The sequence below is a fragment of the Desulfuromonas sp. TF genome, assembly GCF_000472285.1.
Lineage (GTDB): Bacteria > Desulfobacterota > Desulfuromonadia > Desulfuromonadales > ATBO01 > ATBO01.
Genome location: NZ_KI421428.1, coordinates 65,433 through 77,826 on the forward strand (window position 1 = coordinate 65,433; position 12,394 = coordinate 77,826).

The window sequence follows — 12,394 nt, forward strand, 5'->3', positions numbered from 1 at the left end:
TGGTGGTTTGCCCGGTTCGAAGGAACTTCCTGGCATATCGGAATAGTGTCAGAGTTGGGGCAGGGGACATCCGAGGGGACATCGAAGAGGCCCGAAAACAGAGGGGCGAAAAAGAGCGTTAAGATTTTTCGTTGCGATCGTCGCGGCCGGAGTTGGTGTGATCGCGGGGGATTTGAGAGGAGCCGTTTATGCCGGGAGGAGTGGGGGAGATGACCGGGAACAGCCAGAAACACATCTAGACCGTCCGATACCGGCCTTGCGCCGGCGGGCGGTTTTTTGCATTTGGAGGGGAGGTATGAGCGGAAAGTCCCTTGATGAAGCTTTCCCTGAATACGCCGTCAACCCGCTCGGCACCGCCCTGCGCGGCGCCCGCGCCCGCGAAGGGATGACCCAGCGCGAACTCGCCGCCCGCACCGGCATTCCTCAGCGGCACATCTCGGAGATGGAGAATTGTAAGCGCCCCATTGGTAAGGAGCGCGCCCGCGAGCTTGCCGAGGCGCTGCATGTCTCCGACTATCGGGTGTTTTTGTGAGGAGGAGGGCTTGAGCCGGAAGGCGGTCAGTCGAAGCCTGCCATGCCTGGATAACATTGAAAAATAGATCTGTCCCGTTTTTCGTTCTGGATCGCCGATTTCTGCATGTCGGAGATCGGGACGGACGATGAGATCGCGGCGATGGATTGCATCAGTCGCGAGCTTCAGCGCGGTTTTCCGGATGACTGCGCTGCCAAGCGCCATTACAAGCGGGCGCTCTGTGAGGCGACCATTTCCCGTCAGACGTTTGCCGGAACCATCGAGAGCTGCATGGAGGACGAGGATTTCATGGGCTCGACAGTCCGGAACGGGGGTGTCGGGAACTGAATTGGCAGCGGAAAAGCGATTGGGGAACCTGCACGTGAATACGCGATCCCCAGCGTAAAAAGGGCCTGGGAGGGAAAGACATGATGAGATTACAGCATTTGCTTGCCCTGGTTTTCATTACTGTCATCGTTTAGCGCTCCTACTATCTCCAAGGCAGTTGCAATAAAAGAGATCGAGGAAGCATCCGAAGAGGTCAGGCGGGCACTTGAGGGTGAACAAGTTAGCCCGGAGAGCGTAGCCCGCCTGGAGGCGGCCTTGAAGCGAGGCGAGGAGATCAAGGCGTCACTTCTGGCCGAAGTAGAGAATCTGAAAGAGGAACGGGCTCAGCTGATGCAGGTGCAAACCACATTGGCAAGCGGCCTCATCGGCGCCGTTGTAACCGCAGTCGTCGCGATCGGCGGAGCGTTGCTCACCGCAAGAAACTCACGGCCGGATCGAGATTTAAAGCGGCTGGCTGTCATTGAGAAGGCCCGTGAACTCAAGCTGTCCGGAGTAGCGCTGCCTGATGACATCCAAACTGTATATGTACGTGAAGAAAATCAGAAGGAATGAAATTTCCGGAAAGGGTAGCACCTCCATGAGAAGTCACGAAGTAGATTACCGGATCGTAGGCGACGATATGCAGATGGTCCAGGTCGAACTCGATCCCGGTGAGACGGTGATCGCCGAGGCCGGGGCGATGAACTACATGGAAGAGGACATCGTCTTCGAGGCGAAGATGGGGGACGGCTCGCAGCCTGACCAGGGGATGCTGGGAAAGCTCTTCTCGGCCGGCAAGCGGGCGCTCACCGGCGAGTCGGTGTTCATGACCCATTTCACGAACCGGGGCACGGCCAAGCGCCATGTCGCCTTCGCCGCTCCCTTTCCCGGGCGGATCATTCCCCTCGATCTCGCCAGCCTGGGCGGCGAGATCGTCTGCCAGAAAGACTCCTTCCTCTGCGCCGCCTTCGGCACCCGCCTGGGGATCGCCTTCCAGCGCCGGCTGGGAGCCGGGTTCTTCGGCGGCGAGGGCTTCATCCTGCAAACCCTGCAGGGGGACGGGCTCGCCTTCGTCCATGCCAGCGGCGCTATCGTCGAGCGGGAGCTGCGGGGGGAGACGCTGCGCGTCGACACCGGCTGCCTGGTCGCCTTCACTCCCGGGATCGAGTACGACATCCAGCGCGCCGGCAACCTGAAGAGCATGTTCTTCGGCGGCGAGGGGCTCTTCCTGGCCACCCTGCGCGGCCACGGCAAAGTGTGGCTGCAGAGCCTCCCCTTCAGTCGTCTTGCCGACCGCGTGCTGGCCCATGCGCCCCAGGGGGAGGGGAAGAACCAAGGGGAGGGCTCGGTCCTCGGCAGCCTGGGGCGGCTGTTCGAAGAGCGGTGACCGGCTTGGCGTGAACATCAGAAATGAAGGCTGCTCGTGCCCGACAACAGAATCCCCCTATTCGGAAACCGGAGGGGACGCTGGTAAGAAATGTAAGTTGTGAGTGCTGGCGAGAATAAGTTACATAACTTACCAGCGTCCCTACCAACTTGCGCGTGCAAACCTTGAGTAGTCGTCCACGTTCTTGAAAAGAGGATTCTCCATGACTGACTTCGCCAAAAAAACGGCCGTCGTCACCGGCGGCGGCCAGGGGATCGGCCGCGCCATTGCGGAGGCGCTGCTGCGCGCCGGGGGGCGGGTCTTTCTGGCCGAGATCGATGCCGAGGCCGGAGACGAGGCCTGCCAGGAGCTCTCCGCCCTTGGACCGGTCGAGTTTGTGGACACCGATGTCGCCGACCCGGTGTCGGTCCAGGCCCTGCGCCGAAGGGTTGAAACCGGCGGCGGACTCGACCTGCTGGTCAACAACGCCGGAATCATGGCCCGAAAGCCCCTCTCTGAACTGGGAGTGGAGGAGTGGCAGCGGGTGATCGGAGTCAACCTCACCGGACCTTTCCTCGCCAGCCGCGCCTTCGCCCCGCTGCTGAGCGCGAACAGTGGGAGCATCGTTAACATCGCTTCGACTCGGGCGCTGATGTCCGAGCCGGATACGGAGAGCTACGCCGCCTCCAAAGGGGGACTCGTGGCCCTGACCCATGCGCTGGCCCTCAGCCTCGGCCCGGCGGTTCGGGTCAACTGCATCTCCCCGGGGTGGATCGACGTCACGGCCCTGCAAAAAGGCGCGCGCCGCAAGCCCGCGGTCCTCTCCGCCCTCGACCACGCACAGCACCCGGCAGGCCGGGTCGGCCGCCCCGAGGACATCGCCGCAATGGTTCTTTATCTCGCCTCGGATGCCGCGGGCTTCATCACCGGCCAGAATTTCGTCATCGACGGCGGCATGACACGGAAGATGATCTACGTTGAGGAATGATGGGTCATTCATTGACTTGCACATTCTATGGCAATCATTTAGTGTCGCTTTCTGCAAAGGAGAAGACCGTGAGGGTGTAAGCGGAGGGGGCAAACCTGGACATTGGACAATGCATAATGGCATTGCATAATGGTTGCTGGTTTTTAGGAGGGGGGAATCGCACGTATAGCATATAGCACGAGTTGTTGCTTCAGGATTGCCGCATCATGTCACGCAACGATTAGAAAGCTTCAAGGGACGCTGGTACGTTATGATCAAAGGAGTTCTCCTCGACCTGAGCGGAACGGTCCACATCGGCCCCGACCTGATCCCCGGCGCGGCGCAGGCCGTCGCCCGGCTGCGGGAGGCCGGTATCCCCCTGCGCTTCGTCACCAACACCTCCCGCATGTCCCGGCGGATGCTGATGGAAGCTCTCGGCCGGATGGGCCTGGAAGTGACAGGCGACGACCTCTTCACCGCCCCGGCAGCGGCCGCCGCCTTCCTCCGCCGGGAGAATCTTCACCTCCTCGTCCACCCCAATCTGCGGGAGGACTTCGCCGACCTTCCCCAACAGGAGCCGAACGCCGTCCTCGTCACCCATGCCGAAGATGCATTCACCTACGCCAACCTCAACACCGCCTTCCGCCTCCTGCGCCGGGGAGCCCCCCTCCTGACCACCAACAAGACCCCCTATTTTCAGGGGGAGGACGGGCTGATGCTCGACGCCGGTCCCTTCGTCGTCGCCCTGGAGTATGCTGCCGGAGTCGAGGCGACAGTCCTCGGGAAGCCCGCGAAGGACTTCTTCCTCGACGCCGTAGCAAGCCTCGGCTGCCGGCCGGAGGAGACGGTGCTGGTCGGAGACGATGCCGCCTCGGACGTGGGCGGCGCGCTCAAGGCCGGTCTGCGGGGGATCCTGGTGCGGACGGGGAAGTATCGTCCCGGGGACGAGGAAAAGATGGGAGAAGGGGGGATCGCCCTCACGGACGCCGGGGCGGCGGCTGAGTGGATTCTGGAACGGAACCAGGGGCGTGCCTGAAAACTAATTCAAAGAAAGAACAATTCAGATGCGCTTTGCACTAGTCGCAGCAGGCTGCCGGAACCGGAGAAAGGTGGTGCCATGATTGCAACAGCGGAGATTCAGGTGATACCCATAGGCGCCGGCGTCTCGGTGCGCAAAGAGGTGCAACGCGCCCGGGAGGTGCTCACGGAATGCGGGCTGCGGATGGAACCGCATGCCTATGGAACCAATGTTGAAGGGGAGCTGGATGAGATTCTGGCGGCGATCCGGAAGGTGCACGAGGTCCTGCACCGGGAGGGGGTGGTGCGACTCTCTACTGCCGTTAAGATCGGCACCCGGATGGATAAGACTCCGAGCCTTGCCGACAAGCGAATATGACTTCACGAAACGGGACCTGGAAAGTGCAAGAGTGATCTCGACGCTGACTGAGATTTCATCATTCGAAAGAGCAAAAGGAGAGCAGGAAGAATGCCAGTGCTGTCGAAGGGAAGCCTCAAGATCGATTACACCGATGACGGAAAGGGTCAGGCGGTAATCCTGGTGCATAGCTCGGTCAGTGGCAACCGGCAATGGCGGTCTCTGACGGAGGCGCTGAAGGATCGCTACCGCGTTCTCGCCATCAACCTTTTCGGCTACGGAGAAACGACGCCCTGGCCGGAGACCTCGTCGCAGTCGCTGCATGCCCAGGCCCAGCTGATTCTGTCGTTGTGCGAAGAAGTTGATGGATCCGTTCACCTGGTCGGGCACTCCGTCGGAGGTTCGGTGGCGCTCAAGGCCGCCTTGCTGCTCGGCCCGCGGCTTGAAAAGTTGATTCTTCTCGAACCGAATCCGTTCTTTCTGCTCAAGCAGAGAGGCCGTACAGAAGCCTTCCTGGAGACATGGAACCTGTATGAACACGTGAAATACTTCGGTTCGTCAGGCGACTGGCCGAAAGCCGCACAGCGTTTTGCCGACTACTGGAACGGAGAGGGGTCGTGGAAGGCAATGCCGGAGAAGCGCCGTGCCGCCTTTGTCGCAGCGATTATGCCCAGCTTTCACGAGTGGGATGCCGTCATGAAAGAGGAAACCACCATCGAGGCATGGAGCGCCCTGACCGCGGAAACCCTGGTGGTCTGCGATCGAACCACCCCTCTCCCCATTCGGGAGATCGTTGATCTCTTCGCCGAAGCATGCCCTCACTGGTCATACCGTTTCATCAACCACTTCGGGCACATGGCCCCGCTTACCCATCCGGAGGTCATCAATCCGATGGTATGCGAGTTCCTTGACTCGGAGATCACCCTTTGCGTCGCGGGCGCGGGAGCCAACCTGAAGTGATGTCGGAACGGAAACATCTGGACGGCTATGCGACAGGGATGATGCTGCTGCTCTGCACCATCTGGGGTTTGCACCAGGTGGCGATCAAGGCGGCGGCCCCCGACATCGCGCCGATCATGCAGATAGCGCTTCGCTCCGGCCTGAGCGCGCTGCTGGTCGGCATCGTCATCGGCTGCAGCCGTGAACGGTTTTTCCGCCCGGATGGCACCTTGCTGCCGGGGATCATCATCGGCGTCCTGTTTTCCGTCGAATTCATTTTCGTGGCGGAGGGGCTGCGTTTTACCACGGCATCGCATATGTCGGTATTTCTCTATACCGCCCCCATCTTTACCGCCCTGGGGCTGCAATGGTTCCTCCCCGCCGAGCGGCTTCGCCCGCACCAGTGGACGGGCATCGCCGTCTCCTTCGCCGGCATTGTGCTCGCCTTCACCGGCGGCTCCATCAGTACGGGCTTCAGTCTGGAGATGCTGTGGGGGGATGTCCTGGGGATTCTGGCAGGGGCCGGATGGGGAGTCACGACGGTGATCATTCGCTGCACCAAATTATCCGAAGCTCCCCCGGCCAAAACGCTCGTCTATCAGCTCGTCGCCGCCTTCGTTCTTCTGCTGGTCTACGCCGCCGTTTCCGGTCAGGCCGGCAAGGTGTCGATGACGGGTATCGCCTGGGCCAGCGTGCTGTTTCAGGGGATCGTCGTCACCTTCGCGAGCTATCTTGCCTGGTTCGCCCTGCTGCGGCGGTACCTCGCCTCGCGGCTTTCCGTATTCTCCTTCCTCTCTCCCCTGTTCGGGGTCGTCTTCGGCGTGCTCCTTCTGAACGAGCCGATCGATGCCTGCTTCGCCATCGGCGCCCTGCTGGTGCTCGCCGGCATCACCCTGGTGAGCAGGCCCCATAAATCCCCTCGCTCTTCTGATCAGATCATGGAAAGTTCCTGCCCTATGACGTCGGAAAAGGCGGCGGACGAAATCTGATCGATAGCCTCCGCCTGGAAAGCGATACAGGGGAGAGTTTTTGATTAAATGATCATTTCGAAGAGGTTATAATTATTCTGAATCGTGTCCATTCGTGTGAATTCGTGCTTAAAACCAAGTAGCGATTACTTCCTTAAGGTGAACTGATGCGTGCAGCCTGTGTTCAGATGTGCTCCGGTGGCGACGTGGCGGCCAACCTCGAGGTCGTCGCCCGCCTTCTCGAAAAGGCGGCGGCCGAGAAAGTGCGGCTGGCCGTGCTGCCGGAAAACTTCTCCTTCATGCACCCGGACAACGCATTAAAGCACCGCATCGCCGCCGAAGTCGTCCCCGCCACGGTGCTGCCGTTTCTGGCTGAAACCGCTCGGCGTCGCTCCATGTACATCGTCGGCGGCAGCGTGCTGCTGGCCGCGGAGAGCGGCAAGCTGCGCAACGCCTGTCCCGTCTACGGACCGGACGGCGCAAGCCTGGGGGTCTACGACAAGATGCATCTCTTCGACGTCGATCTTCCCGGCGAGCGATACCGCGAGTCGGAGCTGGTCGAAGGGGGTTCGCGCCCCTTGAGCCTCGACGTGGAGGGGTGGCGGGTGGGGTTGAGCATCTGCTACGACCTGCGCTTCCCCGAACTCTACCGCCACTACGCCGGCGAGGGCTGCCCTCTGCTCACCGTCCCCTCCGCCTTCACCGTCCGCACCGGCCGCGCCCACTGGGAGGTCCTGCTGCGGGCCCGCGCCATCGAGAACCAGGCCTACGTCCTCGCCCCGGCCCAGGTCGGCACCCATCCCGGCGGCCGGCAGACCTACGGCCGCACCCTGATCATCGATCCGTGGGGAGAGATTGTGGCCGAGGGGGCAACGGTGGAGCAGGGGGAAGATGCGGCGCTGATAACGGCGGAGATCGCCATGGAGCGGGTGGAGGAGGTGCGCCGCCTGATCCCGGCGCTTGCGCATCGGCGCATGAGGGCGCAGGATACTTGATGCAATCGCCGTGGAGAAAGGAGTGTTTGGAATGAAACTCCCATTGTTCCAGCTCGATACCTTCACCGACAAGCCGTTCGCCGGGAACGCGGCCGCGGTCTGCCCCCTGCCGCGTTGGATCGACGATTCACTGATGCAGGCCATCGCGGCCGAGAACAACCTGCCGGAGACGGCCTTTTTCGTCGGCGCAAGAGGGTCGTACCACCTCCGGGGGTTCACCCCCGTGACGGAAGTCGACCTGTGCGGTCATGGGACGCTGGCATCGGGCTTCGTCGTTCTGAATGAGCTGGAGCGGGACCGTGATGAGGTGAAGTTCCAGACCCGCTGCGGCGAACTTGCCGTCCGTCGCAGCGACAACAGGCTCGCCATGGACCTCCCGTCGCAACCCCCTCGGCCCTGTGTGGTCCCCCCCGAACTGATTCAGGGACTCGGCGTCGACCCCGTCGAAGTTCTGGCCTCCGAGGATTTTCTGGTCGTGCTCGAAAATGAAGACGCCGTCAGAGCGATCACACCAAATTTCAACCTCCTGCGGAAGCTTCCCCTGCGCGGCGTCATCGTTACGGCGCCCGGGTTGGTGGAGTACGATTTCGTATCCCGCTTTTTCGGACCCAAGGTCGGTGTGGACGAAGACCCCGTCACCGGCTCCGCGCACTGCGTCCTGACTCCTTATTGGGCCGGAAAGCTGCAAAAGTCCGAGATGATCGCGAGGCAGGTGTCCGCACGCGGGGGCATCCTGCGCTGCTCTCTGGGAGATGGACGCGTCGCCCTGTCGGGGAAATGCGTAAAGTATCTCGCGGGTGAAATCTTCATTGAGTGATGAGCTCGTCAGCTAGGCAACCGGGGGCGGAGGAACTCCTTCGCCAGAATATCGAGGCAAATAGCGAACGGAATCGCCAGCAGCAGTCCCCAGAAACCCCCGAGGCCGCCGCCGATCAGGACGACGCTGAGGATCGTGATCGGGTGCAGATGGGTGGTGCGGCCGTGAATCCAGGGGGTGAGGATCCAGGCCTCGAGGAAATTGCCGAAGGCGAACACCAGGGTCGGCCACAGAAGCACCGCCATCCATTCGAAGCCGGGGGCGTCGGGACCTGTCGTCATCTCCAGATATTTGAAGAGCAGCGCCAGCAGCCAGCCGCCAATGGAAAGATAGGGGACGATGCTGAGCACTCCGGTGATGGCGCCCAGAAGAAACCAGTAAGGGACGTCCGCCAGCCACCAGCCGGCGGCGAAGACGATGCCGATGATCAGGCAGATCAGCAGGCGGGCGCGGAAAAAGGTCCCGATCGCCTCGTCCATCCGCCGCAGGACATCCGCCGCCCTCGGATGCCGCTTCGGCGGAAGATACTGCTTTCCCTCATGGACCATGTGCTGAAAGCGCCAGGCGAAGAAGGCGAAGTAGATCGGAACCATGATCACCCAGAGCACGATCTGGGTCACGGCGCTGAGGAAGCGGCCGACCAGGCTGACCACCGGGGGCGGCTCCTCCTTCTCCCCTTCGCCCTCTTCCCCTTCGGCCGCCAGCTGCTTGGTCAGGTCTCCGATATCCAATCCGAAGCGATTTTCCATGTCCCGGAGATAATCGGGTATCCTCTCCAACAGCTTCGTGCTCTGCTTTGCAAGCAGGGGTGCCGCCCAGGTCCCCAATCCGGCGCCCGCCAGGATGAGCAGGATGAGGATGGTCACGATCGAGACCGGGCGTGAAATTCCCCAGCGCGTTCTCACCCCGGTGATCATGGGATTCATCAGGTAGGCCAGCAGCAGCCCGACGAAGATCGGCAGCAGAATTTCCTTGAGCAGGTAGGCCAGCCAGACGAGGATGGACGCCAGAACGACAACCAGCAGGTCGCGAACCGCGGGAAATTCCCACAGATGACGGTCGGCCGCCGGTTTTTCGGGTTCCGCCGGAATCATTCGGGATGGACCTTTCTGCCCCGTTTCATGTAAAAGAGTATAGCAGGAAGGCCGGGAGGGGACGGGCGCCACGGGATTATTCCCCCTGCCCCAATTGGAGAAAGCAATGAAGAACAGATGCGAATGGAGCGGCAGCGACCCCCTGTACCTTACCTACCACGATGAAGAGTGGGGAGTCCCTGCCCATGACGACCGCCACCTCTTCGAGATGCTGGTTCTGGAGGGGGCGCAGTCGGGGCTGAGCTGGCTGACCATCCTCAGAAAGCGGGAGAACTACAGAAGGGCTTTTCACGGCTTCGATCCCGGAAAGGTCGCGGCCTTTTCGCAGGCCGACATTGAGCGGCTGCTGACCGATCCGGGGATCGTCCGCAATCGGCGCAAGGTCGAAGCCGCCGTCAACAATGCCGGGCGGGCGCTGGAGGTCATGAAAGAGTTCGGCTCGCTCAGCGCGTTTCTCTGGAGCTTCGTCGATCACCGTCCCCTGCAGAATACCCGGACTTCGCTGCGCGAGATTCCGGCGCGCACGGAACAGTCCGATCGGATAAGCAAGGAGCTCAAGAAGCGGGGCTTCTCCTTCGTCGGTCCGACCATCTGCTATGCCTTCATGCAGGCGGTCGGCATGGTGAACGATCATGTCGTCGGATGCTTCCGTCATGAGGAGGTGAAGCGGCTGGCGGAGTGATGGCGCTTGTCAAAACCATCGATAATCCATTATCCTCGTTGTTCAGGGCCTGCCTCCGGCGGGTCAGCCCTTGATGCCCAGCTGCGGAATTCAGGAAATCCATGCGAGAAAACATGCACGAAAGCAGATCCGATATGCCGAACGGCCCGCTGATGCCGCCGTCACTCCCTACCGCCCCGGAACATCATCCCTTCGGCAGCAGGACCGAGATTCCGGAGAGGGAGGATTTCACCCTCCGTCCGGGCCGACAGCCGGAGAAGAAGGGATTTCTGAGCCGGTTCGGAGCGGTCGGCCTGCTCTTCCTCTTTCTTTTCGGCAAGCTCAAATACGTGGCGGTCGCACTGAATTTCGTCAAGTTCAAGACCTTCATCACCATGCTGGTCAGCATCTGGGCCTATGCCCTGTTCTGGGGGTGGTCCTTTGCCGCGGGGTTCGTCGCCCTCATCTTCATCCACGAGATGGGGCACGTGGCGGCGCTGCGAATGCTGGGGATCAGGTCCTCGGCGCCGATGTTCATTCCCTTCATGGGCGCCTTCATCGGCATGAAGCAGCTTCCCGACAACGCCTTCGCCGAGTCGGTGGCGGCATATGGGGGGCCGCTGCTGGGGACGATCGGAGCGATCGGATGCGCCGTTGTGGGACTGGCCACCGGCAACCCTTTCTGGTTCGCCCTCGCCTCGACCGGCTTTCTCCTCAACCTGTTCAATCTCCTTCCCATCTCCCCCCTGGACGGCGGGCGGATCCTCGGCGTCATCAGTCCCAAGCTGTGGCTGGTCGGACTGGCGGGGGCGATCGGTCTTTTCTGGCTGACCTGGTCGCCGTTGATCGCCTTGATCGTCATCATGGGGAGTCTGCAGATCTGGTCGGCGGAGAAAAAGGACAAGGCGGAGAAGGCGCGCTACTATTCGGTCTCGCTCGGCAAGCGAGTCGCCATGGGGACAGCCTTCCTGCTCCTGGTGGCGGTGACGTCCATCGGCATGCTGGGAGTGGGGATTCCGCTCGCGGAGTTCGAGCGGGGAGGCGGCCTCTCGGCCCGTTCCTATATTCCCTGACACGAGAGGCGATCCAGGGCGGGGCCGTTGCCGTCTAAAATTCGTACAGCAGTCCCAGGATCCAGTATGAGTCCGTCTTTTTCACCCCTTCGGTATCAGGGTCGCTGTCGTAGTCGATGATATTGCTCAGATTCAGGGCCCATCCGAAAACAATCGGCGTGGAAAGGGAAGCTTCGTTGCGCAGGGTGTATTTGCCGAAATCTTCCAGGCTCGGATAAAAGACGAGCTTTTCGGAGAATTCGATCCTGTCCAGCAGCCTGTAGCGAAAATTCCCCGCCAGACGACCGGTGATCCAGTGGTCGTCCTCCCCCTCCTCCCGATCCTCGTTGAAATAGGCGATCCCGCCTTCCAGGCCTAGAGCTGTCCTCTCCTCGTCCCAGAACTGATAGCCGGCGCCGGGGCCGATGATCGTGCGCAGGTTCAGGTCCTTGAACTCGTCCTTGAGCATCTCGACCGAAAGGTAGCCGAACGTTTTGAGGGTGAAGAAATAATCGTATTTGAACGCACCGAAGGTGTTGCGCGTGTTGATCTCATCGTCCTCCTCGGCGTAGTTGTGCAGAAAGCTCATGCTGAACCGGTGCTCCGCATCCCTGCGGGTGGCTTCCAGCGCCACGGAGGCCGCACTGCGGTCGGTATTGCCCGACTGCATGTTCGCGCCGACGGTGACACTGCCCTTGAGTTTTGCCGGCGGGACAGGAGGGGGATTGATCGCCGCGACCTCCTCCCAGCGTGTAAGAACCGGTTCCCGCTCTTCGCTTGCGCCGATGGCGAGCCGGCCATCACCCATAGCGGAAATCCTGCCCTTGAATATCTCTCCGCCATCGAGGCGCATTTCCACCGGAGCGTCCGTTTCGACAGCGACGATATTTTCTGCGTCGATGAGTATGGGCTCCGAGTAGGATGTCTCGAGGGTGAGCGTCCCCTCGACCAGGCGGACCACCTTTCCGGTGAGGCGGTCGCCATTGCTGATCGTGACGGTGTCGGCCAGGGCCTCGCCCGAAACGAAGCCCGGCAGCCAGCAGGTGCACAGTAGAAGCATGGCGGTCTTGCGAAGCTGGCGCATCATTCCCTCCATCCTCTAAGTTCAATCCAGGGGCCGGACCTGACGAAGTTGAAAATTGGAAAAGAAAAGACTGCCAAAAAAGGTGATATGTACTTACAAGCCTACCAAGTCATGGAAAATATACAATAATTCGAAATGATTTCCCCGGCTGGCCCTGACAGGCGGCCATCCGTGTGTCCAGGTTGAAATTAAAGGGACGCCCGGAAAATCTTTGATAAAGTGCAAGTGAGTGGACCTG

The 12,394-nt window shown here is 61.1% G+C and carries 14 protein-coding genes and 1 pseudogene; 13 read left to right on the top strand and 2 right to left on the bottom strand.

Translation table 11 applies throughout. The annotated features are described in order from the left end of the window. Window positions 1-316: 316 nt before the first annotated feature. The 11 genes and pseudogenes from DTF_RS24720 to DTF_RS0119800 form a co-directional block, all read left to right on the top strand. Window positions 317-532, top strand: a pseudogene (locus DTF_RS24720) (helix-turn-helix domain-containing protein); the annotation flags it as partial. Between the two features lie 105 nt (window positions 533-637). Continuing rightward, window positions 638-859 (top strand): hypothetical protein, encoded by a 222-nt coding sequence (locus DTF_RS0119755; protein ID WP_027716719.1) that lies wholly within the window; start codon window positions 638-640, stop codon window positions 857-859. Window positions 860-1,114: 255 nt separating this feature from the next. Beyond that, window positions 1,115-1,411, top strand: a complete 297-nt coding sequence (locus tag DTF_RS0119760; RefSeq protein ID WP_155890888.1) for a hypothetical protein — start codon at window positions 1,115-1,117, stop codon at window positions 1,409-1,411. Between the two features lie 25 nt (window positions 1,412-1,436). Further along, on the top strand, window positions 1,437-2,225 hold the full coding sequence (locus DTF_RS0119765; RefSeq protein ID WP_027716721.1) for a TIGR00266 family protein: 789 nt from the start codon (window positions 1,437-1,439) through the stop codon (window positions 2,223-2,225). A gap of 202 nt (window positions 2,226-2,427) precedes the next feature. Then, window positions 2,428-3,192, top strand: a complete 765-nt coding sequence (locus tag DTF_RS0119770; RefSeq protein WP_027716722.1) for a glucose 1-dehydrogenase — start codon at window positions 2,428-2,430, stop codon at window positions 3,190-3,192. 250 nt (window positions 3,193-3,442) lie between these two features. Further along, the gene (locus tag DTF_RS24725; protein WP_035058357.1) at window positions 3,443-4,207 is read left to right on the top strand and encodes a TIGR01458 family HAD-type hydrolase; all 765 of its coding nucleotides are present in this window, start codon (window positions 3,443-3,445) and stop codon (window positions 4,205-4,207) included. Between the two features lie 81 nt (window positions 4,208-4,288). Continuing rightward, complete coding sequence (locus DTF_RS0119780; RefSeq protein ID WP_027716723.1) at window positions 4,289-4,567, top strand: MTH1187 family thiamine-binding protein; 279 nt, start codon at window positions 4,289-4,291, stop codon at window positions 4,565-4,567. 90 nt (window positions 4,568-4,657) lie between these two features. Beyond that, on the top strand, window positions 4,658-5,506 hold the full coding sequence (locus DTF_RS0119785; protein WP_027716724.1) for an alpha/beta fold hydrolase: 849 nt from the start codon (window positions 4,658-4,660) through the stop codon (window positions 5,504-5,506). Next, on the top strand, window positions 5,503-6,474 hold the full coding sequence (locus DTF_RS24730; RefSeq protein ID WP_081703115.1) for a DMT family transporter: 972 nt from the start codon (window positions 5,503-5,505) through the stop codon (window positions 6,472-6,474). Before DTF_RS0119785 ends, DTF_RS24730 begins: the two co-directional genes overlap by 4 nt. Window positions 6,475-6,620: 146 nt before the next feature. Continuing rightward, window positions 6,621-7,448 (top strand): carbon-nitrogen hydrolase family protein, encoded by an 828-nt coding sequence (locus DTF_RS0119795; RefSeq protein WP_027716725.1) that lies wholly within the window; start codon window positions 6,621-6,623, stop codon window positions 7,446-7,448. A gap of 31 nt (window positions 7,449-7,479) precedes the next feature. Beyond that, window positions 7,480-8,265 carry a PhzF family phenazine biosynthesis protein gene (locus DTF_RS0119800; RefSeq protein WP_027716726.1) on the top strand — a complete coding sequence of 262 codons (786 nt, stop codon included), beginning with the start codon at window positions 7,480-7,482 and terminating at the stop codon, window positions 8,263-8,265. Between the two features lie 8 nt (window positions 8,266-8,273). Here the strand turns inward: DTF_RS0119800 and DTF_RS0119805 are convergent, their stop codons facing one another. Continuing rightward, window positions 8,274-9,359 carry an AI-2E family transporter gene (locus DTF_RS0119805; protein WP_027716727.1) on the bottom strand — a complete coding sequence of 362 codons (1,086 nt, stop codon included), beginning with the start codon at window positions 9,357-9,359 and terminating at the stop codon, window positions 8,274-8,276. Window positions 9,360-9,465: 106 nt separating this feature from the next. On the opposite strand from DTF_RS0119805, the gene DTF_RS0119810 reads away from it, so the two are divergent. After that, a complete protein-coding gene (locus DTF_RS0119810) occupies window positions 9,466-10,041 on the top strand; it encodes a DNA-3-methyladenine glycosylase I (RefSeq protein ID WP_027716728.1) in 576 nt (191 codons plus the stop codon). A gap of 113 nt (window positions 10,042-10,154) precedes the next feature. Beyond that, complete coding sequence (locus tag DTF_RS24735; RefSeq protein WP_155890889.1) at window positions 10,155-11,093, top strand: site-2 protease family protein; 939 nt, start codon at window positions 10,155-10,157, stop codon at window positions 11,091-11,093. Between the two features lie 34 nt (window positions 11,094-11,127). Here the strand turns inward: DTF_RS24735 and DTF_RS0119820 are convergent, their stop codons facing one another. Next, window positions 11,128-12,159, bottom strand: coding sequence for a YdiY family protein (locus DTF_RS0119820; protein ID WP_162148674.1), 1,032 nt, complete (start codon window positions 12,157-12,159; stop codon window positions 11,128-11,130). Window positions 12,160-12,394: the final 235 nt, after the last annotated feature.